The sequence below is a fragment of the Luteococcus peritonei genome, assembly GCF_039526385.1.
Taxonomy (GTDB): domain Bacteria; phylum Actinomycetota; class Actinomycetes; order Propionibacteriales; family Propionibacteriaceae; genus Luteococcus; species Luteococcus peritonei.
This window is the reverse complement of record NZ_BAAAIX010000009.1, coordinates 38,498-64,436: the sequence shown is the minus strand read 5'-3', so window position 1 is coordinate 64,436 and position 25,939 is coordinate 38,498. Positions and strand designations below refer to the sequence as shown.

The 25,939-nt window shown below is 71.7% G+C and carries 25 protein-coding genes; 14 read left to right on the top strand and 11 right to left on the bottom strand.

Going from position 1 to position 25,939, the window contains the following annotated elements; all coding sequences use genetic code 11:
* Positions 1 to 367 precede the first annotated feature (367 nt).
* The 6 genes from sbnA to ABD073_RS04115 all read left to right on the top strand — a co-directional run bounded on the left by sbnA (position 368) and on the right by ABD073_RS04115 (position 6,766).
* Positions 368 to 1,390, top strand: coding sequence for a 2,3-diaminopropionate biosynthesis protein SbnA (gene sbnA, locus ABD073_RS04140; protein ID WP_343872570.1), 1,023 nt, complete (start codon positions 368 to 370; stop codon positions 1,388 to 1,390).
* Positions 1,387 to 2,922, top strand: coding sequence for an FAD/NAD(P)-binding protein (locus tag ABD073_RS04135; RefSeq protein WP_343872569.1), 1,536 nt, complete (start codon positions 1,387 to 1,389; stop codon positions 2,920 to 2,922). The genes sbnA and ABD073_RS04135 overlap by 4 nt, the downstream gene beginning before the upstream one ends.
* Positions 2,919 to 4,304, top strand: coding sequence for a type III PLP-dependent enzyme domain-containing protein (locus ABD073_RS04130; RefSeq protein WP_343872568.1), 1,386 nt, complete (start codon positions 2,919 to 2,921; stop codon positions 4,302 to 4,304). Before ABD073_RS04135 ends, ABD073_RS04130 begins: the two co-directional genes overlap by 4 nt.
* 151 nt (positions 4,305 to 4,455) lie before the next feature.
* The gene (locus tag ABD073_RS04125) at positions 4,456 to 5,490 is read left to right on the top strand and encodes a hypothetical protein (protein ID WP_343872567.1); all 1,035 of its coding nucleotides are present in this window, start codon (positions 4,456 to 4,458) and stop codon (positions 5,488 to 5,490) included.
* Entirely contained in the window at positions 5,487 to 5,939 is a 453-nt protein-coding gene (locus ABD073_RS04120; RefSeq protein WP_343872566.1) for a phage holin family protein, read from the top strand. The genes ABD073_RS04125 and ABD073_RS04120 overlap by 4 nt, the downstream gene beginning before the upstream one ends.
* Positions 5,936 to 6,766 carry a DUF3618 domain-containing protein gene (locus tag ABD073_RS04115; protein WP_343872565.1) on the top strand — a complete coding sequence of 277 codons (831 nt, stop codon included), beginning with the start codon at positions 5,936 to 5,938 and terminating at the stop codon, positions 6,764 to 6,766. Before ABD073_RS04120 ends, ABD073_RS04115 begins: the two co-directional genes overlap by 4 nt.
* Positions 6,767 to 6,851: 85 nt before the next feature.
* Here ABD073_RS04115 and ABD073_RS04110 read toward each other — a convergent pair whose 3' ends face one another.
* Positions 6,852 to 7,976 carry a PLP-dependent cysteine synthase family protein gene (locus tag ABD073_RS04110; RefSeq protein ID WP_343872563.1) on the bottom strand — a complete coding sequence of 375 codons (1,125 nt, stop codon included), beginning with the start codon at positions 7,974 to 7,976 and terminating at the stop codon, positions 6,852 to 6,854.
* Positions 7,977 to 8,198: 222 nt separating this feature from the next.
* Here ABD073_RS04110 and ABD073_RS04105 point away from each other — a divergent pair, with 222 nt between their 5' ends.
* Complete coding sequence (locus tag ABD073_RS04105; RefSeq protein WP_343872562.1) at positions 8,199 to 9,086, top strand: diacylglycerol/lipid kinase family protein; 888 nt, start codon at positions 8,199 to 8,201, stop codon at positions 9,084 to 9,086.
* Between the two features lie 56 nt (positions 9,087 to 9,142).
* Here ABD073_RS04105 and ABD073_RS04100 read toward each other — a convergent pair whose 3' ends face one another.
* Positions 9,143 to 9,565, bottom strand: coding sequence for a cupin domain-containing protein (locus ABD073_RS04100; RefSeq protein ID WP_343872561.1), 423 nt, complete (start codon positions 9,563 to 9,565; stop codon positions 9,143 to 9,145).
* 168 nt (positions 9,566 to 9,733) lie between these two features.
* Here ABD073_RS04100 and ABD073_RS04095 point away from each other — a divergent pair, with 168 nt between their 5' ends.
* The 3 genes from ABD073_RS04095 (at position 9,734) to ABD073_RS04085 (ending at position 12,413) form a co-directional block, all read left to right on the top strand.
* Positions 9,734 to 11,602, top strand: coding sequence for a Na+/H+ antiporter (locus tag ABD073_RS04095; RefSeq protein WP_343872560.1), 1,869 nt, complete (start codon positions 9,734 to 9,736; stop codon positions 11,600 to 11,602).
* A gap of 67 nt (positions 11,603 to 11,669) precedes the next feature.
* Positions 11,670 to 11,951, top strand: coding sequence for a hypothetical protein (locus tag ABD073_RS04090; protein WP_343872559.1), 282 nt, complete (start codon positions 11,670 to 11,672; stop codon positions 11,949 to 11,951).
* Positions 11,952 to 12,023: 72 nt separating this feature from the next.
* Positions 12,024 to 12,413: a hypothetical protein gene (locus tag ABD073_RS04085; protein WP_343872558.1), complete on the top strand. Its 390-nt coding sequence runs from the start codon at positions 12,024 to 12,026 to the stop codon at positions 12,411 to 12,413.
* Here the strand turns inward: ABD073_RS04085 and ABD073_RS04080 are convergent.
* The gene (locus ABD073_RS04080) at positions 12,407 to 12,841 is read right to left on the bottom strand and encodes a hypothetical protein (RefSeq protein ID WP_343872557.1); all 435 of its coding nucleotides are present in this window, start codon (positions 12,839 to 12,841) and stop codon (positions 12,407 to 12,409) included. The two genes, ABD073_RS04085 and ABD073_RS04080, sit on opposite strands and share 7 nt — an antisense overlap.
* A 171-nt stretch (positions 12,842 to 13,012) precedes the next feature.
* Here ABD073_RS04080 and ABD073_RS04075 point away from each other — a divergent pair, with 171 nt between their 5' ends.
* Positions 13,013 to 15,307 (top strand): 6-phosphofructokinase, encoded by a 2,295-nt coding sequence (locus ABD073_RS04075; RefSeq protein WP_417498563.1) that lies wholly within the window; start codon positions 13,013 to 13,015, stop codon positions 15,305 to 15,307.
* A 7-nt stretch (positions 15,308 to 15,314) separates the two neighbouring features.
* On the opposite strand, the gene ABD073_RS04070 is transcribed toward ABD073_RS04075, so the two are convergent.
* Positions 15,315 to 16,769, bottom strand: coding sequence for a DUF2079 domain-containing protein (locus ABD073_RS04070; protein ID WP_343872556.1), 1,455 nt, complete (start codon positions 16,767 to 16,769; stop codon positions 15,315 to 15,317).
* A gap of 195 nt (positions 16,770 to 16,964) precedes the next feature.
* Here ABD073_RS04070 and ABD073_RS04065 point away from each other — a divergent pair, with 195 nt between their 5' ends.
* Entirely contained in the window at positions 16,965 to 18,380 is a 1,416-nt protein-coding gene (locus tag ABD073_RS04065) for a beta/alpha barrel domain-containing protein (protein ID WP_343872555.1), read from the top strand.
* A 42-nt stretch (positions 18,381 to 18,422) separates the two neighbouring features.
* A complete protein-coding gene (locus ABD073_RS04060) occupies positions 18,423 to 18,572 on the top strand; it encodes a hypothetical protein (protein WP_343872554.1) in 150 nt (49 codons plus the stop codon).
* Between the two features lie 316 nt (positions 18,573 to 18,888).
* Here ABD073_RS04060 and ABD073_RS04055 read toward each other — a convergent pair whose 3' ends face one another.
* From ABD073_RS04055 to ABD073_RS04025, 7 genes are all read right to left on the bottom strand, one after another.
* On the bottom strand, positions 18,889 to 19,728 hold the full coding sequence (locus ABD073_RS04055) for a carbohydrate ABC transporter permease (protein ID WP_343872553.1): 840 nt from the start codon (positions 19,726 to 19,728) through the stop codon (positions 18,889 to 18,891).
* Entirely contained in the window at positions 19,725 to 20,642 is a 918-nt protein-coding gene (locus tag ABD073_RS04050) for a carbohydrate ABC transporter permease (protein WP_343872551.1), read from the bottom strand. The genes ABD073_RS04055 and ABD073_RS04050 overlap by 4 nt, the downstream gene beginning before the upstream one ends.
* Position 20,643: 1 nt before the next feature.
* Positions 20,644 to 21,420 carry a type 2 periplasmic-binding domain-containing protein gene (locus ABD073_RS04045; RefSeq protein ID WP_343872550.1) on the bottom strand — a complete coding sequence of 259 codons (777 nt, stop codon included), beginning with the start codon at positions 21,418 to 21,420 and terminating at the stop codon, positions 20,644 to 20,646.
* Positions 21,336 to 21,845: a hypothetical protein gene (locus ABD073_RS04040; protein ID WP_343872549.1), complete on the bottom strand. Its 510-nt coding sequence runs from the start codon at positions 21,843 to 21,845 to the stop codon at positions 21,336 to 21,338. The genes ABD073_RS04045 and ABD073_RS04040 overlap by 85 nt, the downstream gene beginning before the upstream one ends.
* 388 nt (positions 21,846 to 22,233) lie before the next feature.
* Positions 22,234 to 22,812, bottom strand: a complete 579-nt coding sequence (locus tag ABD073_RS04035; RefSeq protein WP_343872547.1) for a sugar O-acetyltransferase — start codon at positions 22,810 to 22,812, stop codon at positions 22,234 to 22,236.
* A gap of 73 nt (positions 22,813 to 22,885) precedes the next feature.
* Complete coding sequence (locus tag ABD073_RS04030) at positions 22,886 to 24,085, bottom strand: MFS transporter (protein WP_343872546.1); 1,200 nt, start codon at positions 24,083 to 24,085, stop codon at positions 22,886 to 22,888.
* Between the two features lie 64 nt (positions 24,086 to 24,149).
* Positions 24,150 to 24,851, bottom strand: a complete 702-nt coding sequence (locus tag ABD073_RS04025) for a hypothetical protein (protein WP_343872545.1) — start codon at positions 24,849 to 24,851, stop codon at positions 24,150 to 24,152.
* A 735-nt stretch (positions 24,852 to 25,586) separates the two neighbouring features.
* On the opposite strand from ABD073_RS04025, the gene ABD073_RS04020 reads away from it, so the two are divergent.
* On the top strand, positions 25,587 to 25,939 hold a 353-nt coding region (locus ABD073_RS04020; protein WP_343872544.1), incomplete at its 3' end, for an ATP-binding protein.

Below are 25,939 nucleotides of genomic sequence, written 5' to 3'. Positions count from 1 at the left end.
CGTGATGACCTCGCCCGCTCGTCGGGCCCGGACCGCCGGGTTCTGCACAGCTCATCTCGGTAGGTCATCGTTATATCGAAATAGTATCTAGAACAATTCGTCGATGCAAGTCTGCGGAGTCGGCCAGCCCAGCCAGGAGGCGGCCAGACCCGGTTCGGGTGAGGACGCAGGGCGGGTACGGGTGCGCCGCGGAAATGGGCATGCACACGTCCCTGCACACCTCGTGTGCGCCACCAGCCCCCTCGCCCGCTCCACCAAGCACCTCGCCCTCGCCCCCCTGCGGCACCATCCGGCCGACGTGGAGACCCCTCCACGTCCACACCAGCGGGGGTGCTGCGGGCCGGGAGCGGCGCGTAGCGTCGCAAGGGTGTCCAGTTCTGCCCGGGTCCATCCGTCCCTCTCCGATGCCATCGGCAACACCCCCGTCATCGCTCTGACGAGGCTCTTCGACCGGAGCGACGTGAGCCTGTTCGCCAAGCTGGAGGCGCTCAACCCCGGTGGCAGCGCCAAGGACCGCTCCGCCCAGGGGATGCTGGACGACGCGCTGGCCACCGGCCGGCTGCGCCCCGGCGGCACGGTGGTGGAGTCCAGCTCGGGCAACCTCGGCGTTGCCCTGGCCCGGGCCTGCACCATCGCCGGCGTGCACTTCGTCTGCGTCGTGGACAGCCGCGCCAACCGCTCCACGGTCCAGACCATCCAGGCGCTGGGCGGCGAGATCAGCCTGGTGAGCGAGCCCGACCCCGTCACCGGTGACCTGCTCACCGCCCGCCATGCCCGGGTCCGCAAGCTGCTGACCACCATCGACGGCGCGATCAGCCTGGACCAGTACGCCAACCCCGCCAATCCCCGCGCCCACCGTGACGGCACCATGACCGAGCTGGCGCAGGCCCTGGACCAGGACATCGACGTGCTGCTGGTGGCCACCTCCACCACCGGCACCATCGGCGGCTGCCAGGCCTACCTGCGCGAGCACGAGATGGACACCACGCTGGTGGCGGTCGACGCCCAGGGCAGCGTCCTGTTCGACGGCACCGCCGGGCCCCGGCTGTTGCCCGGCATGGGCGCAGGCCTGGTGACCAGGCTGTCCGGGCAGGTGCAGCCCGATCGCGTGGTGCGGGTCTCGGACGCGCAGTGCGTGGCGGGCTGCCGCGCGCTCGCCGCCCGCGAGGGCATCCTGGCCGGCGCCTCCGCCGGCGGGGTGGTCTGGGCGCTCGGAGCGCTGCTGCCGGAGCTGGACGCGGGGGCGCAGGTCGCCGTCGTGCTGCACGATGGTGGCATGGCCTATCTTCCGACGGTCTACGACGACTCCTGGGTGCACGAGCAGCTCGGGCTCGACCGTCCTGCCCTGGACGCGCTGGTGGCCGAGCTGCCGCGGGCGGGCGGCGCATGAGGGTCGCGATCATCGGGCAGGGCCCGCGCGGCATCCAGGCCCTGGGTGAGCTGCTCTCCCGCTGGCCGGGCGGTGAGCCGCTGGAGGTGCACTCCTACGACCCCTCCCCACCGGGCGCCGGAGCCGCCTACCGCGTCGACCAGCCCGACTTCCTGCGCCTGAACGTCCACCCGCGCATCGTCCACCAGCCGCCCGCGCCACCCCTGGTGGACTGGCTGCGCGAGCGGGGCATCTCCCCCGACGGCGACGTGCCGCGTCGGCTGGTGGGGCTCTACCTGGCCGAGGCCCTCGACGAGATGGTGCGCCGCGCCGCCCCCGGGATCGCGGTCCGGCCGCACGTCTCGCGCGTCGACTACCTCTCCCACCAGGCGGGCCAGGGTTGGCTGGTGGGGGCCGAGGTGCCGCAGGTGGTCGACGAGGTGCTGCTGGCCACCGGCCACGCCCCCGACCATGACCTGGCGCTCGCCCACCGCTGGGCCGATCCCCGGGTGCGCCTGGTGCCGGGCGTCTACCCGGTCGAGACGATGCTCTCGCTCGAGGCGGTGCCCCCGGGCAGCGTGGTGGCCCTCCGCGGCGCCTCGCTCACCTTCATCGACGTGGCCCTGGCCCTCACCGAGGGCAGGGCTCCCGCCGAGCGCCCCTCGGTGATCAGGCCGCTGGCGCGCACCGGGATGCTGATGGCCTCCAAGCCGGCCACCGCGCTGCACCTGTTGCCCGACGAGCAGGAGCTGGTCAAGGCCTTCTCCGAGACCCTGCCGGCCGACCCGGACGGTGCGCTGGACGCGGTTCGGCTCGTGGCCACCCAGATGCTGGTGCTGGCCGGCGAGCCCGCCGGCAGCGCCGCGGAGCGGGTGGCGGTGACGCTGGCCCGGGGCTGCGAGCCGGAGCTGGACGGGCCCGGGCGCGCCGTACGCCAGTTGCATGTCTCGATCGCCGTCGCGGAGTGCGCCGCACCCGCCGGACCGGCCGCGATGCTGGGTCGGGCCTGGCAGGCGCTCTACCCGGCCGTGGTGCGCCGGCTGGCCCACGGCAGACCCGACCCGGAGGCCTGGCAGCGTTTCCTGGCCACCGCGGCCGTACTGGAGAAGTTCGCCTTCGGGCCCACCCTGTCCCAGGCCATCCGGCTGGCCGGGCTGTGCCAGCGGGGCGAGGTGGACCTGTCCTGGCTGGAGGCGGGCGTCCGGGTGACCGACCGGATCGAGGGTCTGCCCGACGGTGACGGCCCGCCCGACGTGCTGGTGGACGCCGTGCTCAGCCCGCCCGGGGCCGCCACCGCCCGCAACCAGCTGGTGGACCGGCTGGTGGCTGACGGCCTGGCCCGCACCGCGCCGGGGCTGCGCGGCCTGGACGTCACCCCCCGCGCCCAGTGCCTGGACGCCTCCGGGCGGCCCACGCCCGGACTGAGCGCCGTCGGACGGCTGGTGGAGGACGTGGTGATCGGCCACGACACCCTCTCCCACGGCCTGCACGACGAGATCGAGCAGTGGGCCACCCGCCTGGTGGACGCCACCCGACCCGAGGAGGCCCGATGACCGTCGGCATGCGCGGCATCAGCCCGCTCACCGCACGTCGAGAGCCGTGGATGGACAGCCTGCTGGCCGATCCCGACGCCTGCGCCGCGCTGCTGGCCGAGCACGGCTCCCCGCTGAACCTGGTGGACACCACGCCGTTGGCCGCCCACGCCGGCGAGCTCCACGAGCAGGCCGCGCGGGCCGGGGTGCCGCTGCTGGTGCAGGTGGCGCGCAAGGCCAACAAGGCGCTGGCCGTGGTGGACGAGGCCCACCGGCTGGGGCTGGGCGTCGACGTGGGCAGTGAGCGCGAGCTGCGCCAGGTGCTGGGCCGCGGCCTGCCGCACGACCGGCTGGTGCTCACCGCGGCCGTCAAGCCCACCCGGCTGCTGCAGCTGTGCCTGGAGCGCGACGTGCTGGTGGCCCTGGACAACCTCGACGAGGCCGGGGAACTGGCCGCGCTGGCGAGCGAGCGGGGCGTGCGGGCCCGCGTGGCGCTGCGGATCTGCCCCGCGCCCGGCACCGGCCTGCCGCCCTCGCGCTTCGGGCTGCTGCCGGCCGACTGGCTCGCCTGGCTGGCCACGACCGAGGCGGTCGACGTGGCCGGCGTGCACTTCCACCTGCACGGCTATGCCGCCGCGGACCGGGTGCGAATGCTGGAGCCGGCACTGGCCCTGGTGGACGCCCTGCGCGAGGCCGGGCACCGGGCCGACTTCATCGACATCGGTGGCGGGCTGCCGATGAGCTACCTGGACGACGCGCAGCAGTGGGAGGCCTTCTGGCAGGCCCATCGCGAGGCACTGGACGCCGGCCACCCGATCACCTGGCGGGGCCATCGGCTGGAGACGGTCTACCCCTACCACCAGAGCCCGGTGCGCGGGGCCTGGCTGGCCGGACTGCTGGCCTCGCCCTGCGGCACCTCGACGGTGGCGGAGGAGTTCGTGGCCCGCGGCCTGGAGCTGCGCTGCGAGCCCGGCCGCGCCATGCTCGACGGCTGCGGCATGACACTGGCGCGGGTCTGCTTCCGCAAACAGGCCTCCGACGGCACCCATCTGGTGGGTCTGGAGATGAACCGCACCCAGTGCCGTTCCACCTCCGACGACTTCATGGTGGACCCGCTGCTGCTGCGGCCCGGCTCGGCCGGGGAGCCGTCGGAGCCGGTGGAGGCCTACCTGGTGGGCGCCTACTGCATCGAGGCGGAACTGCTGACGCTGCGCCGGATGGCCTTCCCCGAGGGGGTGGCCGTCGGCGACCTGGTGGTCTTCCCGAACACCGGGGGCTACCTGATGCACATCCTGGAGAGCGCCTCCCACCAGATCCCGCTGGCGCGCAACCTGTCCCGAACCGCTGGCCGGTCGGGCTTCGAGCTGGACCCGATCGACGCCCTCCCTCACCTGGACACCTGACCTAGCCCTAGGGGTACAGCCGCAGGGGTGGGATTGGGCCATTCGATTCCGCTGCCGGTGAATTCGCTGTTCCTGCAGGAGAGACAATCGAGAAGGTGGAGGGGCAGACAGGACATGCCCGGTCACCAACCGGCAGATCGAGGAGTACCCCGTGACGCAGCCCAACAACGAGAAGCGCAGCACCGCTTCGAACCAGGACAACCGTACCGAGGCCGCCAAGCAGCAGGCCGACAAGCTGGCCGGCACCGGCAAGCAGGAGGCCGCCGCCGTCAAGGACACCGCCAGCCAGCAGGCCGGGCAGGTCAAGGACACCGCGGCCCAGCAGGCCGGCCAGGTCAAGGACACCGCCGCGCAGCAGGCCGGCCAGGTCAAGGACACCGTGGCCGCCGAGGCCCAGCAGGTGAAGCAGACCGCCGCTGACCAGGCCCAGGCCGTCAAGGAGACCACCGTCGAGGCGGCCGCCGAGCTGGGTGGCACCGCCAAGGCCGAGGCCCAGCAGGTGGCCACCGAGGCCGTGGACCAGATCCGCACCCTGGTGGACACCACCCGCACCGAGGTGCGAAGCCGCGCCGCCGAGGGCCAGCAGGCCCTGACCGGCACGCTCGCCGGCCTGACCGACGAGCTGGGCCGCATCACCCGCGGCGAGACCACCAACGGCCCGGTCGCCCAGTTCGCCGGTGAGCTCGCCTCCCGCGGCGAGAACCTCACCCGCTGGCTGCAGGGGCACGAGCCCGAGGACGTGCTGGTGGAGGTCCGTCGCTTCGCGGCCCGCCGCCCCGTCGCCTTCCTCGCGCTGGCCGCCGGCGCCGGCATGCTCGCCGGCCGCGTCGCCCGTGGCACCCGCGAGATCACCCGCGACGAGTCGCAGCCGCATCGCATTGCCGGCCAGGACCCGCTCACCTACCCCACCGACTACGTGCCCACCGGCCAGTACGCCACCGGGCAGTACAACGGTGGCCAGTACGCGCCGACCGGCCAGTACGCCACCACCGGCCAGCAGGTGGCCCAGCCGCGTCGCGGCCACGAGACCGGCTACCCGGCCAACTACACCCCGCAGCCCGGCACGGGCCATGCCGGTGAGTTCACCCCCGAGGGCACCCGCGTGACCGAGGGCTACGTGCACACCACCACCGAGGTCCCCGGCCAGACCCAGGGCCGTCCCGACAACGGTGGTGCTGCCCGATGAGCCACACCCCCAACGAGCCGGTCACCGGCCGCGTCGGCGGCCCCGAGGACGAGCGCTCCATCGCAGAGATCGTCTCCGACCTGAGCCAGAACTTCAGCACCCTGGTGAGCCAAGAGCTGGATCTGGCGAAGGCCGAGGCCACCCAGAGCGCCCAGCGCGCCGGCAAGGGCATCGGCATGCTGGTGGGCGCTGCGCTCACCGCCCACCTGGCCCTGCTCTTCATCTCACTGGGCCTGTGGTGGACGCTGGCCATCCTGATCGGCAACCACGACCATCCCGCCCTGGGCTGGGCCGGCCTGATCATGGCCGTGCTGTGGGGCATCGTCGCCGCAGTGCTGGCCTCCGCCGGCAAGTCCGCACTCCAGAAGGTCAACGGCATGCCGAAGACCACCGAGACCGTCAGCAAGATCCCGAACGCCGTCAAGGGCAATGAGGAGAAGAACCGATGAGCAACGACCCCGAGAAGATCCGCGCCGACATCGAGCGCACCCGTGCCCAGCTGAGCGAAGACGTCAATGCCCTGGCCGACCAGGCCAACCCGAAGAACGTCGTGCAGAACCAGGTGGACTCCGTCAAGGAGCAGGTGGGTGAGAAGGTGACCGGCCTGAAGGAGAAGGTCTTCGGCAGCGAGGACGACTTCCGTGACGACGGCCTGGTGGGCGATGCCCGCGGCACCGCGGAGCAGGCCCGTGACCGCGTGGCCGGTGCGGCTGACGAGGCCCGTGGCTTCGTCGGCGAGCAGGTCGACGCCGCCCGTCAGGGTGTCGCCGAGGCCCCGCACGCCGTGAAGCGCCGCACCCGCGGCAACCCGCTGGCCGCCGGCCTGGCCGCCTTCGGCCTGGGCGCCCTGGTGTCCAGCCTGATGCCGGCCAGCGATGCCGAGAAGCGCGCCGTGTCCAACCTCAAGGACCAGGCGCAGCCCTACCTCGAGCAGGCCCAGGACGTGGCCAAGGAGGCCGCTGGCGCCCTGCGCGAGCCGGCCACCCAGGCCGCCGAGAGCGTGAAGCAGACCGCCGCCGCCGCGGTCGACAACGTCAAGGCCGAGGCCGACCTGCAGCGCGAGGTGGTCACCGAGACCGCGAAGGACGCCAAGGACGAGGTGCAGGGCCAGGCCCTGCTGTCCAAGGACGAGGTGGCCGGCCAGGCCGAGTTCGCCAAGGAAGAGGTCAAGGTGCAGGCCGAGCAGGCCAAGGACACCGTCCAGGGCGAAGCCAAGCAGGCCAAGGACACCGTCCAGGGCCAGGCCCAGCAGTCGAAGGACCAGCTCAAGAAGTGATCGCCCCCCGGGCTCACCGCCCGGACGGCAGCACGACAGGACCCCCGCACCAACCGGTGCGGGGGTCCTTCGTGTCCCGACTGGTTCAGGCCGGGGGCAGCGCTGCCTCCAGGGCGGCCACCCAGCCCGCCACCTGCCAGCCCTGCGCGGCCACCCAGTCGTCGTCGAAGTAGGTGTTGGCATAGCGCTCCCCGGCGTCGCAGAGCAGGGTGACGATGCTGCCCTGCTCGCCGCGCTGGCGCATCTCGGTGACCAGCCGGGCCACGGCCACCAGGTTCGTGCCGGTGGAGGCCCCCACCCGGCGGCCCAGCCGGGCCGAACCGAAACGGCAGCCCGCCACAGATGCCTCGTCGGGGACGCTGATCATCCGGTCCACCACGCTGCCCACGAAGCTGGGTTCCAGCCGAGGTCGTCCGATCCCCTCGATCCGAGAGGAGCGGCCGGTGTCGACCTGCGGGTCATCGGTGCTCCAGGCCTCGTAGAAGGCAGAACCCTCGACGTCGGCCACGCACAGCCGGGTGCTGAACTTGTGGTAGCGCAATGAGCGGCCCAGGGTGGCCGAGCTGCCGCCGGTGCCCGCACCCACCACGATCCAGGCCGGCACCGGGTGCGGCTCGAAGGCCATCTGCTGGAAGATCGACTGCGCGATGTTGTTGTTGCCGCGCCAGTCCGTGGCCCGCTCCGCGTAGGTGAACTGGTCCAGGAAGTGTCCGCCGTGCTCGGCCGCCAGGCGTCGGCTCTCGGTGCACATCTGGCTGGCGCGCTCCACGAAGTGCACCCGCCCGCCCTCGGCCTCGATCAGCCGGATCTTCTCCTGGCTGGTCCCCCGGGGCAGTACCGCGACGAAGGGCAGGTCCAGCATCCGGGCGAAGTGCGCCTCGCTGACCGCCGTCGAGCCGGAGGAGGCCTCCACCACCAGGGTGCCGGGGCGCAGCCAGCCGTTGACCAGGGCGTAGGTGAACAGGGATCGGGCCAGCCGGTGCTTCAGGCTGCCGGTGGTGTGGGTGGACTCGTCCTTGACGTAGAGGTCGATGCCCCAGGCCGAGGGGAGGTCCATCTTGAGCAGGTGGGTGTCGGCCGAGCGCTGCGCGTCGGCCTCCAGCCGCCGCACCCGTTCGGCCACCCAGGCGCGCAGGTCGTGGTCGCTGCGGTCGTGGTCGCGCAACTGGTCCCACAGCTGTGCCGGTGAGGGCTGCAACGCTTCGGTCATGGCGCCATTCTTGCTCCTGCCCGGCTCGCGTGCGAGGCCGGGTCATCGGCTCGCCCGGCTCGCGTGCGAGGCCGGGTCATCGGCTCGCCCGGCTCGCGTGCGAGGCCGGGTCATCGGCTCGCCCGGCTGGCATGCGAGGCCGGGTCGTCAGGCTGCCGATCGGCTGACGGCACCCCCTCTACGGCATGGTGGGCGGGGTTGCGGCAGCACTACCGTTTGTCCATGCAGACCGTGGCCGTGGTGGCGAACCCCACCAAGCTGGATGATGTCGAGGCGGTGCGCGCGGCCCTGTCCAGGACGGCGAGCGAGCACGACCACCGGCTGCTGTGGCTGGAGACCAGCGCCGAGGACCCCGGCCGGGGACAGACCCGGCAGGCCCTGGAGCAGGGCGCCGGCCTGGTCTGCGCCCTGGGCGGCGACGGGACGGTGCGCTCGGTTGCGCACGGCCTGCTGGGCAGCCGGGCGAGCCTGGGCCTGTTGCCCGGCGGCACCGGCAACCTGCTGGCGCTGAACCTGGGCCTGCCCACCAGCTCGCTGGACGAGGCCTTCGTCGCCGCGCTGGAGGGCAGCGACCGGGCGGTGGACGTGGGATGGGTCCGGCTGGACGCGCAGCCGGAGGAGATCTTCCTGGTGATGAGCGGCATGGGCCTGGACGCGGAGACCATGGCCGGAGCCTCGGAGGCCACCAAGGCGCGGATCGGCTGGCTGGCCTATGGCTTGTCCGGCCTGCGGCGGGTAGCCACGAAGGGGCTGCACGTGCGGATCACCAGTGCGACCGGCAGCTGGCGCCAGCACGCCCGTAGCGTCCTGGTGGGCAACTGCGGCCAGGTGCAGGGCGGCGTGATGCTGATGCCGCAGGCCGCCGTCGACGATGACCAGCTGGACCTGCTGGTCTTCGCGCCCCACGGCCTGCTGGGCTGGACGGCGGCGCTGTGGATGATCCTCACCCGGCGTCGGGGCGGACACCCCTCGGTGCTGCACCAGGCGGGGCGGCGCTTCACGGTGGTCTCGAAGCGCCCGGCGCTGGTGCAGCTCGACGGCGACGCCGTGGGCGAGTGCTCGCGGATGGACTTCCGCGTGGAGCCGGCCGCGCTGCGGGTGCGCGTCTGAGGGCTCCGGACACCCGGCCCGGCCGGCCCACCGCGAGGCCGCACCGCGGGCCGCCGTCAGTGCGGCAGCAGCATGGTCACGGTCAGCGTGGTGGGCTCCAGGGCCGTGACGGCATGGCGCAGCATCGGGGTGAGGTGCAGCACCTGGCCAGGCACCAGGTGCACGGTCCGGTCCGGCAGCTCGAAGTCCACCCGGCCACGCAGCACCTGGATCAGCACCGGGTGGTGGGCGGCGTGCTCACGCAGTTCGTCGCCGGTCTCGAACTCGAAGGCGACGATCTTGGCGGTGTCCACGTCGAGCACCGTGGTGGCGCCCGGCCGCCCGCCCCGGGTGGTGGAGCGGCCCGTGATCTCGGCCACCTCGGTGGCCGTGCCCTGGTCGGTGCCGGCCCGGCGTCGTTGCGCCGACTGCTCCACCTGGCCCTCGGTGGGGTCGGTGAAGACGCGGTCTTCCGCGCCGGGGTCGGATTCCTGCTCCATCGCCTGTTCCTCTCCTCGGTTGCCCCCACGCTAGTCAGCCGTCCCAAGCCCTGCTCCAGGCCCTGCACCGGGCGCGGCCGAGGCTGTCTCGGCCGCGGCCGTCCGGGAGGACGTCCGGCCCCGCGGACGCCAGCAGGGGCACAGCCAGCGGCTGACACAATGCCCGGCATGGAACATCTCGTGCTCGGCCTCACCGCCTTCCTCCTCACGGTGCTGGCCGTCGCCACCCTGTCGCGACGCCTCAACGTCAACGCACCGCTGGCCCTGATCCTGGTGGGCCTGCTGGGCAGCTACCTGCCCTTCATCCACGAGCCGCACCTGTCGCCCGAGCTGATCATCGTGGGCGCCCTACCCCCGCTGCTCTACGCCTCCGCGGTCAACACCTCCCTGGTGGACTTCCGCCGCAACATCTCGGCCATCGGCTGGCTGTCCATCGGCCTGGTGCTCTTCACCGCCGTGGGCGTGGCCGCGGTGGTGAACGCCATGCTGGGGATCGGCTGGCCCGCCGCCATGGCGATCGGCGCCGTCGTGGCCCCGCCGGATGCAGTGGCCGCCACCGCCGTGGCCCGCTCCATCGGCCTGCCCCGTCGCGTGGTGACCGTGCTGGAGGGGGAGAGCCTGGTCAACGACGCCACCGCCCTGGTCACGCTGCGTACCGCGATCGCCGCCATGGGCACCGCCGTGGTGGTGCCGCACGTGCTGCGCGACTTCGTGCTCGCCGTGGTGGTGGCCGTGGTCGTGGGCCTGTTGGTGGCCAAGGTGATCGGGCTGTGCTTCAAGCTGCTCGACGACCCGCTGACCTCCACCGCGCTCAGCCTGCTGGCCCCCTTCGCCGCCTATGTGCCCGCCGAGGAGCTGCACGGCTCGGGCGTGCTGGCCGTGGTGGTGGCAGGTCTGGTGCTGGGTGACCGGTCGCCCACCATCCAGTCGGGCCAGACCCGGCTCACCCAGCGGGTCAACTGGAGCACCATCCAGTTCCTGCTGGAGAACTCGGTCTTCCTGCTGATCGGGCTGCAGGTGCGCCACATCGTCGACGACGCCCGCGGCAGCGACCTGGGCTGGCAGCAGGTGGTGGGCCTCTGCCTGGCCGTGCTGCTGACCGTGATGGTGCTGCGGGTGGTGTGGATCTTCGCCACCCGGATCCTGGTGCACATCGGTCCCACCCAGTCCACCACCCCGGCGCGCGAGAGCCTGATCACCTCCTGGGCGGGCATGCGCGGCGTGGTGACACTGGCGGCGGCGCTCACCCTGCCCACCGAGACCCCCTACCGTTCGGTGCTGATCCTGGTGGCGCTGGCCGTCACCCTGGGCACGCTGCTGATCCAGGGGCTCACCCTGCCGGCGCTGGCGCGGCGGGCCGGCGTCCACGGTCCTGACCCCCGCGAGGACACCCTGCAGGAGGCCACCATCTACCAGCACGCCGTCGCGGCGGGTCACCGGGCGGCCGTGGCGGCGGCCCGCCCCGGCGACGAGGACACCCTGGCCCGGCTGCAGGAGCAGGGCGAGCGACGCATCAACTCGGTCTGGGAGCGGCTGGGCCGCTCCGAGGCGGACGTGGAGACGCCCAGCGAGAGCTGGCGACGGCTCCGCGGTGCGGCGATCGCGGGCGAGCGCGCCGAGGTGCTGACGATGCGCGACAGCGGGCGGGCCGAGCACGAGGTGCTCAGCCGGGTGCTCGCGGCACTCGACGCCGAGGAGGCGAGCATCCTGCGCTTCACCGAGGCCGCCGAGAGGCTGCGCGACAGCCCGCTGCGCCCCAACCTGCCCGACGAGCCCTGCGAGCACCTGGCGCAGGCACCCTGCGCGGTGGAGCCGAGCACGGCCGGCTACTGCGCCGGCTGTCGCGAGGAGGGCACCGACCCGGTGCACCTGCGGCTCTGCCTGACCTGCGGACACGTGGGCTGCTGCGACTCCTCGGTGGGTCGCCACTCCACCCGCCACTTCGAGGAGACCGGCCATCCCGTGATGCGATCCATCGAGCCCGGCGAGGACTGGCGCTGGTGCTTCGTCGACGAGGTGCTGGGCGCCGGCGCCTGAGCCACCCCCCCCCACCCCGCGGGCCCGGCCGTTCCACGTGGAACGGCGGGTCTGACAGGATCGGGGCATGGACGTGACCGTGGTGGCGCAGGGCGCCTGGGAGTACGCACCGGGCGTCTGGCTGCCGGCCCTGGTGCTGGAGAGCGACCGCGACGTCTGGGCCGAACTGGGCCACGGCGAGGCCCGGCTGAACGCCGAGGGCCGGGTCTACTACTACGCGCTGCGCGCCCTGGAGAAGAAGGGCTTCTGGCCGGCCAGCCCTGGCTTCTCGAGCCTGGCCGAGGCGCGCCAGGCCGTCGAGCAGAAGGTGGCGGTGGACTGGGGCCGCGAGTCCTCGCCCCAGCCCTGAGCACGCTCCCGGCAACCCTGATGAGGGGCAGAAAGTCCTGCGCGCGACCTCCAGCACTGCCAGACTCGAACCATGAGCGTGGTGAGGCAGGTGGCGCAGGGAGCCTGGCGGTATGCGCCCGAGGTCTGGCTGCCGGTGCTGATCGTCGAGGCCGACTACGACTTCTGGTACGAGGTGGCCGCCAGTGAGGGCGGCGTTGAGATGGGCGAGCAGGCCCAGCAGACGCCCGGGGGCCGGTGGTTCTACGTCCAGCTCCGCCCGCTGGAGGAGGGCTTCTGGCCCAGCTGGGAGTCGTCCGACAGCCTCGCCGGCGCCAAGACCCGCGCCGAGCAGAAGCTGTTGGTGGTGGAGTGGGACCGGGAGCCCACCGAGCTGGACCCCCGGCCGGTGGTGCTCAGCGCCATCGAGCAGCGCGAACAGATGATCGCGGAGTTCCGCGCCCGGTCTGGGCCCTCCTACTGAACGAAGTCGTCGGAGACCAGCCGGCCGGTTCCCTGGTCGAAGACCAGCTGGTGCACGTCCACCGAGCCGCCGTCCTTGCTGGCGCTGCCGTCCGAGACCGTCCAGCTGGTGCGGACCTCGGCCCTCACCCGGATCCGTCCGTCGTCGGTGCTGGTCTCCTGCTCGGTGGAGACGACCCGCACCGCGCCCAGGGCGTACCCGTCGAAGGCCTCGCGGGAGGCCTTGAGGGTCTGCGCCACCACCGGATCGTCACAGCTGCCGGTGTTCCAGTACTGCGCCGAGTTGGCGTCATAAGTGCGCAGCAGCGGCGTCACGTCGGTCCGGTCAGCCGTCTGCGCCACCTGTCCGCCCAGGGCGCTCAGCCCGAAGGTGGCCAGCAGGGCGATGCCCAGCACGACCACCACGACCTTGGTCCAGCGTCCGCCCATCGGTGCTCCTCTCCCGTCGGGCCAGTATTCCAAGCAGGCAGACGATGACCACCGTCGGGGTGCCGCCCCCGCCGTACTTGTCGCGCCGGCAGCAGGTGGCTGGGTGAACTCGCGAAGACAACTGTCACCCCGCCCTCCCCCGCGCTGCCCTCGCCGGGCAAGAATGGAGGGGTGAGCAGCGCCGACGAGTCCCTGACCGCCCCTGATCCCATTGCGCCCGAGCAGCCCGAGGGCACCGAGCCGGTCAAGATCGGCATCCTGACCTCGGGCGGCGACGCCCAGGGCATGAATGCCGCCGTGCGGGCCGTGGTGCGCACCGCCATCCGCCTGGGCGCCCAGCCCTATGCCATCTACGAGGGCTACCAGGGGATGATCGACGGCGGCGACGGGATCAAGAAGTTCGACTGGGACGACGTCGGCTCCATCCTGCACAAGGGCGGCACCATCATCGGCACCTTCCGCTCCAAGGACTTCCGGGAGCGCGCCGGCCGGGTGCGGGCCGCCGCCAACCTGATGCACCACGGCATCGACCGGCTCGTCGTGATCGGCGGCGACGGGTCGCTGTCCGGCCTGGACGCCTTCCGGCAGGAGTGGCCCGGGCTGCTGGACGAGCTGGTCACCACCGGCGAGATCAGCCAGGCGGAGGCCGACGCCCACCCGGTGCTGATGATCGCCGGCCTGGTGGGCAGCATCGACAACGACCTGGTGGGCACCGACATGACCATCGGCGCCGACACCGCGCTGCACCGCATCGTCGACGCCATCGACGCGCTGGCCAGCACCGCGGCCAGCCACCAGCGCTCCTTCGTGGTGGAGGTGATGGGCCGCCACTGCGGATACCTGGCGCTGATGGCCGCCATCGCCGGTGGCTGCGACTACTGCCTGATCCCGGAGAACCCGCCCGCCGAGGGCTGGGAGGAGCGGATGTGCGCCGAGCTGAAGCGCGGCCGCGACGCGGGACGGCGTGACTCCATCGTGCTGGTGGCCGAGGGTGCACAGGACCGCGCCGGCAACCCGATCACCAGCGAGTACGTGCGCTCCACGTTGGAGCAGCGGCTGGGCGAGGACGCCCGGGTGACCATCCTGGGCCATGTCCAGCGCGGTGGCGCCCCCAGCGCCTACGACCGCTGGGCCTCCACCTGGCTGGGCAATGCCGCGATCAAGGAGGTGCTCGCGGCCGGGCCGGAGCGCGAGGGCATGGTGATGGGCCTGCGCGGCAACCGGGTGATCCCGGTGCCGCTGATGGAGGCGGTGAGCCAGACCCGTGAGGTGCCGAAGCTGATCGCCGCGGGCGACTTCGAAGCCGCCATGCGGCTGCGCGGCGGCTCCTTCTCCGAGATGCGCAACATCTTCCACGAGATGGCCGAGCCCTCCCGGGTGAATCCGGAGAGCGACGCCCGACGGATCGCGGTGGTGCACGCCGGTGGCCTGGCGCCGGGCATGAACACCGCGGCCCGGGCCGCGGTGCGGCTGGGCATCAGCCGCGGCCACACCATGCTGGGCGTGCGCAACGGCTTCGTCGGGATGCGCGACGGCGAGATCGAGGAGCTGGGCTGGGACGCGGTGGAGGGCTGGGTGGCCGACGGCGGCGCCGAGCTGGGCACCCGTCGCACCATCCCCCCGTTGGAGCACCTGTACGGCATCAGCCGCTCCCTGGAGGAGGCCAATGTCGAGGCGCTGATGGTGATCGGCGGCTGGAATGCCTACCAGGCGGCGCACACCCTGCACGCCGAGCGCGACCGCTATCCCGCCTTCAAGATCCCGATCATCTGCGTGCCCGCCACCATCGACAACAACGTGCCCGGCACGGAGCTGGCGATCGGCGCGGACACCGCGCTGAACGTGATCGTGGAGGCCATCGACCGGATCAAGCTGTCCGGCTCGGCCACCAAGCGCTCCTTCGTGGTGGAGACCATGGGCCGCTACTGCGGCTACCTGGCGCTGATGAGCGGCCTGGCCGGTGGCGCCGAGCGGGTCTACCTGCACGAGACCGGCATCAGCCTGGGCGACCTGTACCGCGACATGGAGTGGCTGCGCGGCTCCTTCCAGAAGGGGCGCCGCCTGTTCCTGGCGGTGCGCAACGAGCGGGCCAGCGAGCACTACGACACCAAGTTCCTGGCCAGCCTGCTGCAGGAGGAGGGCAAGGGCAGCTACGACGTGCGCGAGGCGATCCTGGGCCACATCCAGCAGGGCGGCTCCCCCTCGCCCTTCGACCGGCTGCACGCCACCCGCCTGGTCTCGCGGGCCATCGACCTGTTCGACGAGGGCTGGGCCAAGGGCACGCCCGACGCCTCCTGGTACATCGGCCTGGTGGGCGGCGACGTCTCCCACCGCCAGCTGGCGCACATGATGGAGGACGTGGACCCCACCTTCCGGCGCCCGCTGGACCAGTGGTGGATGATGCTGCGCGAGGTCTTCGCCGAGGTCTCCTACGAGCCGGACACCCCGGAGCACACGACGCTCTGAGCGCGGCTCAGGCGCCGCAGTCCAGCAGCACGAAGCCCTCGCGCTCGGCCAGCGGCCGGCAGCTCTGGGCCCGGAACTGCTCCAACGCCTGGCCCACCCAGACCGGGTCGTCGCCATTGGCATGGGACTGGCGGTCCAGCAGTCGGTAGCGCGCCACCAGGGGCCTGCCCAGGTCGTCGAGGAAGCGGACCCCCTGCTCGGTGCGGATCGGGCGCACCTGCTGGGTGATCGGGTGGTCATGGGTGAGGTGCGGGGTCAGGTAGGGATCGGCCGCCACCGAGGCCCCGACGGGCACCAGGGCCAGCAGCTGGGCGCGCGCCTGGCGTCGTGGCTCGGGCATCCGGTCGGCGTACTGCGAGCGGGCCGGGCCCAGCCACACATTGACCAGGGCGAGCACCAGCAGCAGCCAGCAGGCGGCCCGCAGCAGCCCCGGGCGACGGCGCAGGTGGGCCAGGCCGTGCACCATGGCGAAGCCGAGCACCACGCAGGGCAACAGGTTGTAGTGGTTGAAGAGCACCTCGTAGGCGGGATTGCCGGTGACCGCCCGGCTGCCCAGGGTGGGCAGCAGCGCCAGCACCAGCGGTGAGCCCAGGGCCAGGAAGAGGCCCGAACCGAGCAGCACCAGCAGCACCCGGCTCAGCCCGCCCGAGCCGAAGAAGGCGGAGGCGGCGTTGTGGAGCTGGCCACCGATGCCCGGCACCGCGGTGGCATAGAGCCAGGCTCCGGTGGGCGAGAGCGCCGGCAGCACCACCTTGAGCACCAGCACGCTCCAGGCCACGGCCAGCACGCCCACTAGGGAGCCCATCCGGCGCAGGCCCATCACGACCGCGGACAGCGCCAGGCCCAGCACGACCAGGCCGGTGTCCTCCTTGACGGCCAGCAGCAGGCAGCTCCAGACCAGGAAGGCGCGCGGCTGGCGGCGCAGCAGGCTGCGGCAGGCCATCGCCAGCACCGGGACACCCAGCGCCACCTCGTGGAAGTCGAAGACGGCGGCGTACTGCACGCCGGGGTTGGCGGCGAAGCTGCAGCCGACGGCCAGCCCGGCCAGCAGCGCCGTTCCCCGGCCGATCCCGGTTCGGCCCTCGAGCAGGCGTCGGGCCTCGTGCGCCAGCAGCGCCGCGCCCAGTCCCAGGCAGGCGGCCTGCACCAGCAGCAGGGTGCCCGGGTCGTCCCACAACCAGTAGGCGGGCGCGGCCAGCACCAGCAGCGGGTGGAAGTGGTCTCCCCACAGGTTCATGCCGGGCGACTTCATGGAGCTGACCGGCAGCTCGAAGCGGCTCAGGTGGCGCACCGCCTGGTCGAAGATCGCCAGGTCCATCCCGGTGCGGCCGTTGGCGTGCAGGCCCAGGCTGACTGTGCCGAAGAGGGCGGCCACCACGAGTCCGACCAGGGCAGGCAGCAGCCAGGCACGACCGGCTCGGAGGTCGACGGCCCTCAGGCGTGCGCTGGGCTGGGCCGTCACGGGCGGTCCTTTCGACGGGGTTCGCAGGGCCGCAGGGGGCCGGGGCCGGTGCCCGTCCGGGGCACCGTCGACTGTGGATTCCTCCAAGATATCCGAGCCCTGCTGGGGGAATTCGTACCGGCAGACCCAACAAACCTACGTTAACGTAGGTTACGGAGTCGTAGGTTGCGGCTGCCGCTTCCCGGAGGTACCCCGATGACCGAACGAGCACTTCCCACCGTGATCCAGGGCGGCATGGGCGTGGCCGTCTCCTCCTGGCAGCTGGCGCGTGAGGTCTCGCTGGCCGGTGAGCTGGGCGTCGTCTCCGGCACCGCGCTGGATGCCGTGCTGGCCCGCAAGCTGCAGGACGGTGACCCGGGCGGCCACTGCCGTCGCGCCATGGACCACTTCCCGGCGCCCGAGGTGGCCGAGCGGATCTGGCAGCGCTACTACCGCGAGGGCGGCCGGCAGGGCGCCCCCTACCGCCCCAACCAGACGCTGACCATCCAGCCGAACCAGGCCACCGCCGAGCTGTGCGTGGTGGCGAACTTCGTGGAGGTCTGGCTGGCCAAGGAAGGCCACGACGGCCTGGTGGGCATCAACTTCCTGGAGAAGATCCAGATGGGCACCCCGACGGCGGCGCTGGGCGCGGTGCTGGCCGGGGTGGACTACGTGCTGATGGGCGCGGGCATCCCGCGCGAGATCCCGCAGCTGCTGCGCGACCTGTCCGCCGGCCGCGAGGGCGGCGTGCACATCGACGTCGACGGCGGCGAGCCGGTCTGGTCGCACGTGGACCCGGCCGAGGTGCTGGGCTTCGCCATGGAGCCGATGGAGACGCCGCGCTTCCTGGCCATCATCTCGGTGCACTCGCTGGCCAACTTCCTGAACCGCGACGAGAAGATCAAGCCCTTCGGCTTCGTCGTCGAGGGCCCGGTGGCCGGTGGCCACTCCGCCCCGCCGCGCGGCCGGATGGAGCTCGACGAGGCCGGTGACCCGATCTACCACGACCGCGACCTGGCCGACCTGGCCAAGATGGCCGCCGTCGGCTCGCCCTTCTGGGTGGCCGGCGCCTGGGCGACGCCGGAGAAGGTGCGCGAGGCCCGCGAGGCCGGCGCGGTGGGCGTGCAGTGCGGCACCGTCTTCGCGCTGGCCAAGGAGTCCGGCTTCACCGACGACATCCGCGACCAGATGGTCGACGAGCTGGAGCGCGAGGTGCTGGACGTGCGCAACGACCCGCGCGCCTCCCCCACCGGCTTCCCCTTCAAGATCGCCCAGGTCCCGGGCACGCTCAGCGAGCCGGAGGTCTACCAGGCCCGGCCGCGGCTGTGCGACCTGTCCTACCTGCGCCAGCCCTACAAGCGGGAGAACGGGACGGTGGGCTACCGCTGCCCCTCCGAGCCGGTGGACGCCTACCTCAAGAAGGGCGGAAAGCTGGAGGACACCGTGGGCCGCAAGTGCCTGTGCAACTGCCTGATGGCCAACATCGGCCTGGGCCAGGAGCGCAAGGACGGCTACGTCGAGGCCAAGGGCATCACCCTGGGCCAAGACCTCGAGGGCGCGAAGCGTCTGGTGGAGCTGCACCCCGGCGGCTGGAGCGCCCGCCAGGCCGTCGACTTCCTGATGGGGCGCTGACCCGCCCCGACCTCGGATGCCGGCCGCTGCGGCGGCTCGTCCGTGCTTCCTCCAAGCTCCTCGACCGGCCCGGCTCGCAGCTCGGAGCCAGAGCCCGAAGACGGCCCGAACCTGCTGGTGCGCGGCGGCCCGGTGCTGCTCTTCGTGCTGCTGATGGGTGGCACGATGTGGGCTCATCGCCGTCGCCCCTGAGCGGCTCCAGTGGCGACGCGCTTCCACGCCCTTGGTCGGCGTGACCCCGCGATGTTGATTGGTCCGTCTTGATCTCTAGCGCACGAGCTAGAAGAGCTGATAGTCCGCGATCAACCGTTCTGGGCTCCGGAGAGCACCCCGTCGTAAAAGGTGTGTATCCACACCCCCATACACACCAGCATTGCGAGCCCGGTGCTCCGCGCCGCCCGGCCGGCCCGATGCCCGGCCGGCTCAGAACTCGCGCCGCACCCGCGCCGGATCGCCCGTCAGGCCGTCGGGGCGCTGACCTGTCCCTGCCGCAGACCCGTCGGCCCGCTCAGCCCTTCACGGAGCCGGAGGCGATGCCCTCGATGAACCAGCGCTGGCCCACCGCGAAGAGCGCCAGCACCGGCAGGGTGACCAGCAGCGCCGCCACCATGACGTACTGGTAGTCGCCCTGGCCGCCGGCCGTGGGCGAGTACTGGGTCATGGCATAGCTGATGCCCAGCGGCACCGTGTACTGGTGCGGGTCGGCGAAGTTGAGGTAGATCAGCGGGCCGGTGAAGTTGTTCCAGGAGGCCTGGAACTCGAAGACGAAGACGATGATCGCGCTGGGCAGCACCAGCGGCATCGCGATGCGCCGGAACAGGCCCCACGACGAGCAGCCGTCGATCCGGGCGGCCTCGAACAGGTCACGCGGCAGCGACAGGAAGAACTGGCGCATCAGGAAGATGTAGAAGGCCGAGCCGAACAGGGTGCCGCCCCACAGCGGCACATTGGTGCCCAACCAGCCCAGGTGCTTCCAGATCAGGTAGTTGGGGATCAGGGTGACGGCGCCGGGCAGCATCATGGTGGCCAGCAGCACCCGGAAGAGCAGGTCCCGGCCGGGGAAGCGGAACCAGGCGAAGCCGAAGGCCACCATCGAGCTGGTCAACGTCACCAGGGTGGCCGAGAGCACGGCGATCAGGATCGAGTTGCCCAGCCAGTCCAGCAGCGGCAGCTCGCGCCAGACCTGGGCATAGTTGCTCCACTGCACGGTGCGGGGTACCAGCCGGTTGTCGAAGACCTCACCGCGGGGCTTGAGGGAGGCCGCCAGCAGCCAGCAGAAGGGGTAGAGGAAGGCTGCCGAGACCGCCGCGACGACGGCCCAGCGCAGCACCTGCCACAAGCGCCTCATGCTCCACCTCCGTAGTGGACGGTCCGGTTGCCCACCTTCATCTGTAGCGCCGTGATGGCCATGATGATCACGAAGAGCAGCCAGGCCATGGCGGCGGCCCTGCCGAAGTCGAACTGCTGGAAGGCCTGCTGGTACAGGTAGACGCCGTAGAACAGCGCCGCATCCGGCGCACTGGATCCGCCGTCGCGGTAGAAGAGCAGGAAGGCCTGGTCGAAGACCTGCAGCGCGGCGATGGTGTTGGTGATCACCAGGAAGAACAGGGTGGGCGAGATCATCGGCAGCGTGACGTGGAGGAAGCGGTGCCAGCCGGAGGCGCCGTCCACCATGGCCGCCTCGTAGAGCTCACGCGGGACGCCCTGCAGCGCGGCCAGCAGGATCACCATCGAGCCGCCGACGCCCCACAGCCCCATCACCACGATCGAGGGCTTGACCCAGGCCGGGTCGGAGAGCCACTGCGGGCCCTGGATCCCGAGCAGCCCCAGACCACGGTTGATGGCGCCATGGCTGCCGTTGAGCAGCAGCAGGAAGACGGCGGCGGTGGCCACGCTGGGGGTCATCTTGGGCAGGTACCAGATGGTGCGCAGCAGGCCCTTGCCGCGTCGCACGCCGGCCAGCAGCAACGCCAGCCCCAGCGCGAGCGCCAGGTCCACCGGGACGGCCAGCAGGGCGTAGACGAAGGTGTTGCGCAGGGCCACGCCCACCTTGGGGTCCTCGAAGAGCAAGCGGTAGTTGTCCATCCCGGCCGGGGTCCCGACGCCGGAGGCCAGGTCGTAGTGCTGGAAGGACAGCTTGAGGCTCCAGGACATGGAGATCACCGTGAAGACCAGCAGGCCGATGATCCACGGGGAGATGAAGGCCAGCCCGGCCAGCGCCTCGCGACGCCGGGCCGGGCTCATCGGCCGCCGGGTGGCCAACTCAGCCCAGCTTCTTGCCGAGGACGGACTGCTGCCAGGCGCGCATGGCGGTGGCCTGGGCCTCCTCCAGCGCGACCTGCGGACTCTTCTCGCCACCCAGCGCGATGATCACGGCGTTGCCGAGCGCGCTGTCCACCTGCTGGCCCACCGGGGAGGCCCCGAGCGGCACGGGGTTTCCCAGCGCCTGGTAGGAGGTCTCGATGAGCTGGTCGAAGTCGGCCTTGCCGCTGGCCTTGACGTGGCTGGTGCGCACCTCTTGGTCCGCCTCGGGCGAGCCGGTGAACAGGCCGGTGTTGATGGCCTTCTTCTGCTCGACGGTCTGGGCCCGGGCGTCGCCGGCGGCCTTCCAGGCCTCGGGCGAGGTCACCTCGAGGGCCCAGGCGCAGGCAGCGGTGGGATTCTTCGCCGCCTTGGTGACCGCGAAGGCGCTGCCGCCGGCCATGCCGAAGGCCTTGCCGTCCTTGTCGCGCAGCGGGACTCCCTCGACCGAGACCTTGTCGGAGGTGTTGGCCAGCACGTTGATGTACCACTGGGCCCAGGTCTGCACGCCCACCTGGTCCTTCACGTACTGGTTCTGGTCGCCGAAGACGTCCATGGTGTCCTTGAAGGACTTGACCTTGGCATAGCCGCCCTGGGCGTCCACCAGCTGCTTCAGCCAGGTGAGGGCCTGGACGTTCTCGGCGGCACGCTGCATCACCTCGGAATTGGCCAGCAGCTGGCTGGTCTGGAAGAACTGCGGGATGCCGTAGACCTTCTGGTCGTAGGTGACGTCCTGCACGACGGCCGGGTAGTAGCGCTGGCGGGTTCCACCTGGTGCTGGGTGTAGCAGGCATCGAGCGGGACGATGAGTCCCTTGTCGGCCAGCGTTCCGATGATCTCCCGATCCACCTGGACCAGGTCGGGTGCGGAGCCGGAGGCCACCTGGGCCGCGAACTTCTGGGTGTCGAAGTCGGTGGTGTCCATGGTGACCGTGACGTCGGCGAGCTTCTGCTGCGCCAGGTCCGAACGCGCCTTGCCCACCTCGTCGGAGGGGCTGAAGCCGCTGGTGCGCAGCGCACCGGTGGCCGGGCCGGCGAAGTCCTGCGCCTGGCTGGCGCTCGGCGCTGCCGGATCGGCAGCCGGTCCGGCGGGATTGCACCCGGTGACGGCCAGCAGGGACAGGCCCGCCCCCAGGGCCAGGGCTGCTCGGACGTGCTTCAGCACGGTGGTTCTCCGATCCCCACAGCCCCCGCGGCCGTGACGGGACCATTCATCCACCACCCCCAGCGGCTCACCACCCCCTGCCGGGTACACCTCTAGGGTGTCGCCACAATGCTCCGGCCCGGGTCGATCACCTTGTCTCACTGTTTCTAGGATTCATCCTAGATGGCTCAAGAGGAGACAATCGGCGGCTCCCCTGGAAGTGGTCTCCGGGACGGGATGTGCATCCACACCCCCATGCACACACGATGTCCGTGGTGGCCCCGCGCTCGCGCACGGTCACCCGCCACGGGGCCTGGGGTCCGGCTCACAGCCACGAGCCGCGCACCGCGGAGGACGGAGTGCGGGACTCGGACGTGCGGGATGGAGCTGTGGCCGCACCTGCGGCCGGTCAGAGCTCGCGCAGCACCCGCGCCGGATTGCCCACGGCCACCACATTGGCCGGGATGTCCTTGGTGACCACGGAACCGGCACCCACCACTGAGTTCTCGCCGATGGTCACGCCGGGGCAGACCACCACGCCGCCACCGAGCCAGACATTGTCGCCGATGGTGATCGGCTCGGCGCCCTCCAGCTTGTCGCGTCGCGCCTGCGGCTCGAGCGGGTGGATCGGGGTGAGGAGCTGCACATTGGGGCCGATCTGGCAGTCGCGGCCGATCTCGATGCGGGCCACGTCGAGCGCCGTCAGGTGGTAGTTCACGAAGCTGCCCGCGCCGATGTGCAGGTTCGACCCGTAGTCCACGAAGAGGGGAGGCTTCACGTCGGCCCCCTCCCCCAGGCTCCCCACCAGGTCGGCCAGGATCTCGCGCGCACCCTTCTCCCCCGCGACGTAGGCACGGTGGTAGGCGTCCTGGAGCTCGACGGCCCGGCGCCCCCGACGGGCGATCTCCGGGTCGTCGGCGACGTAGAGGTCGCCGTCGACCATGCGCTGGAAGTTGCTGCGGTCATCTCCTGCGAAGTGCTCGCTCATGACTCCACGCTAGCCAACCGCGCCACCGCGTTGATCAGTTGATCGCCTCTTCTTGGGATCTCTAGCTCTGTGCCTAGACAGCCGCAGACTGTGCTCGACGAGCCCCGGCCCGTCGGCTGCGCACCAGCCAGAGCAGCAGCACCACCGCGCTCACCACGGCGCAGACCACAGCCGCGGCTGCGAAGACCCCGGCATAACCGAGGGAGGTGGCCGCGCCGAAGGCCACCAGGGGGCCCGAGACGATCGCGCCCACCAGCCGGGTGTTGCCGAAGACGGCGCTCGCCAGCCCCGGCCGCGCGATCGACTCCTGGAACCAGGTGAGCCCCACCCCGCTGACCACGGCCACTGCCCAGGCGTTCAGTACCTGCAGCACGAGCAGCTGCCAGGGCAGATGGGCCTGCGACATCGCGGCGTAGTAGCCGACCGCGGCCAGACAGCCGCTGAAGAGCAGGGCGCTGTTGCCGTAGCGCTCCGCCAGCCGCCCCACCGCCATCAGCGCCGGGATCTCCAGCAGGGCGGACAGGCCCAGCGCGGTGCCGGCCCAGAAGACGCGCAGCTCCAGCCGCTCGGTCACCAGCAGCGAGGTCACCGTCACCGCCGCCACATTGGTGGCCTGCAGCAGCACGAAGACCAGCACCATCACCGCCAGCAGTCGTCGTGAGGCCGGCACGGTGACCAGACGCGGCCTGGACCGGCCGGCGGCCTCGGCCCGGGCCAGCGCCGCCGCATGACTGCGGCGCAGCCCCAGGGTGTTCACGATGTTCATCACCGCGACCAGCGCCAGGCTCACCAGCAGCCCGCGGGGGCCGAAGCGGCCCAGCACGAAGGTGGCCAGGGGCATCCCGAAGACCCAGGCGAAGCTCATGATGGCGCGGATGTCCATCATGCGACGGGTTCCGGTGCCACTGGCGCGCAGGTGCGCGAAGAAGAGGGTGCCGCCCACGCTCGCGGGCGCCCCGAGCAGCACCAGTGCCACCACGGCCACCCGCAGGGAGCCGGACAGCGCCAGGGCCACGGCCAGCGAGCCGGTCAGCAGCGCGCAGGTTCCCAGCGGGCGCAGGTAGTCGCCGTGCCGGTCGGCCATCGTGGGGATCACCAGCGAGCAGGCCAGACCCGCCAGGTTGTAGACCATCAGCACGGTGCCGATCTGGGTGGCACTAGCCCCGAACAGGCCGGCCAGCAGGATGCCCAGCGAGGGCGACAGGAAGGAGAACTGCAGCCCCCAGAACAGGGCGGCGGTGGGCAGCTGCAGTCGGTCGGCGAGGGAGGGCACGTCGGCGACCCTACGACCTACCGACCAGTCGGGACAGGTGCTGCCAGTCCCCCCGATGATGGGATCAGTCGGTGGCGGGGCGGAAGCGACGCGGGATGCGCCAGGCCGCGCGGTTGGTGTCGCCGCCGATCCGGTGGGCGAACCAAGCCACCACGAAGGGACCGACGATGGCGAACAGCGCGTAGACCAGCATGGTCCAGATGCCGCCCAGCAGCACCGGACGGGTGAAGACCACGCCCACCAGGCCACCCAGCACGGCGCCCAGCGGGGTGCCGAACCAGAGCACCAGGCGACGCACCAGCGGGTTGTTCCCGTCGGGCATCCGGTTGATCAGCAGGTGGGCCAGCAGCAGGAGGACGGCCAGCGCCGCCATCAGGCCGGCACCCAGACCCGCCACGTACATCACCAGGAAGCCCAGGCAGACGGCCAAGGGGCTGAGCGCGGCGATCAGGCAGGTGATGGCGAACCAGTCGGTGCGACGCGCCGGGCTGGGAGCGCGGGTCGCGGCGTCGAGGCCCATGGCGATGATCCACGGCAGCACCGCCACACAAGCCAGCAGCAGCGCATTGCGCAGGCCACGGTCCACCCCGGCCGGGGTGCAGGTGGCTTCGGCCAGACAGCGGGGCGCGGTGCCGAACCACGGGGTGAGGTAGCGCCAGGCCAGCGCCACGGAGACCAGCACCACGAGGGCGCCGAGCCCGAACAGGGCGAGGACCAGCGGATGGGTGCGGCGTCGGCTGACCGGGCGGGCGTCGTTCTGGCTCATGGCCCCATTCTGGACCGTGCCCCGGCAGTTCGACAGGCCGGGGCCGGACAATTCCTACAAATCGTCGTAATTCCTCCTTGATCACAGCCCATCCGGCCCAGGCCAAGCTGCTCATCGGGCTGACGGCCCCAGACTGGCCAGGCAGACGCCCCGACCAGATCCCGGTCCTGCACCCTCCCAACTCCTCATGTGGTCCTGCGCGCGAGCCCTCACGCCGCGGCGATGGACCTGGGGCCGCAACGGCCGGCTCCTGATCACGGCAGTTGAGTGCAGATCACGGCCCTTGCGTGCCAATCACGGCCGCTGGCTGCACTTCGCGGCTGTTGCAACAGGGGCGAAGCAGCACGACCGGCCGCGATCCGCCATCCGGGCCCCCGCGCCTCCGAGCACCACGACTGGCCGTGGACCGCAACGACTGGCTCCGGATCACGGCAGTTGAGTGCAGATCACGGCCCTTGCGTGCAGATCACGGCCGCTGGCTGCGCCTCGCGGCTGTTGCAACAGGGGCGAAGCGGCACGACCGGCCGCGATCCGCACCGCCCGGGGGCGAAGCTGCGCGACGAGCCGCGATCCATCCCGCGGGCACTCCGCGACGAGGTGCGACCTGCGTCCAGGGCCCGGGAGCAACGGCTCGACCAAGCGCATCCAGCCGAGCACCGCCCCGCAACCCGCCCCCTTCTGCGCGTCGCTAGCCACTTCTCCGGTTTTCCCTAGACAAGTCCATACACTGCGATCATGGACCCGATCCGCAATCCCTACGCCCCCGGCGCCGGCCAGCGTCCGCCGGAGCTGGCCGGTCGCGACGAGCAGCTGCGCACCTTCGACGTCGTGCTGGAGCGCACGGCCAAGGGTCGCCCGGAGCGGTCCATCATCCTCACCGGCCTGCGGGGCGTGGGCAAGACCGTGCTGCTCAACGCCCTGCGCAGCCAGGCTGTGCGCGCCAAGTGGGGCACCGGCAAGTACGAGGCCCGTCCCGACCAGGGCATCCGTCGCCCGCTCGGCGCCGCCCTGCACATGGCGGTGCGCGAGCTGGGCCATCCCGATGCCGATGCCGTGCTCGGCACCATCAAGGCCTTCATCGAGCGCGA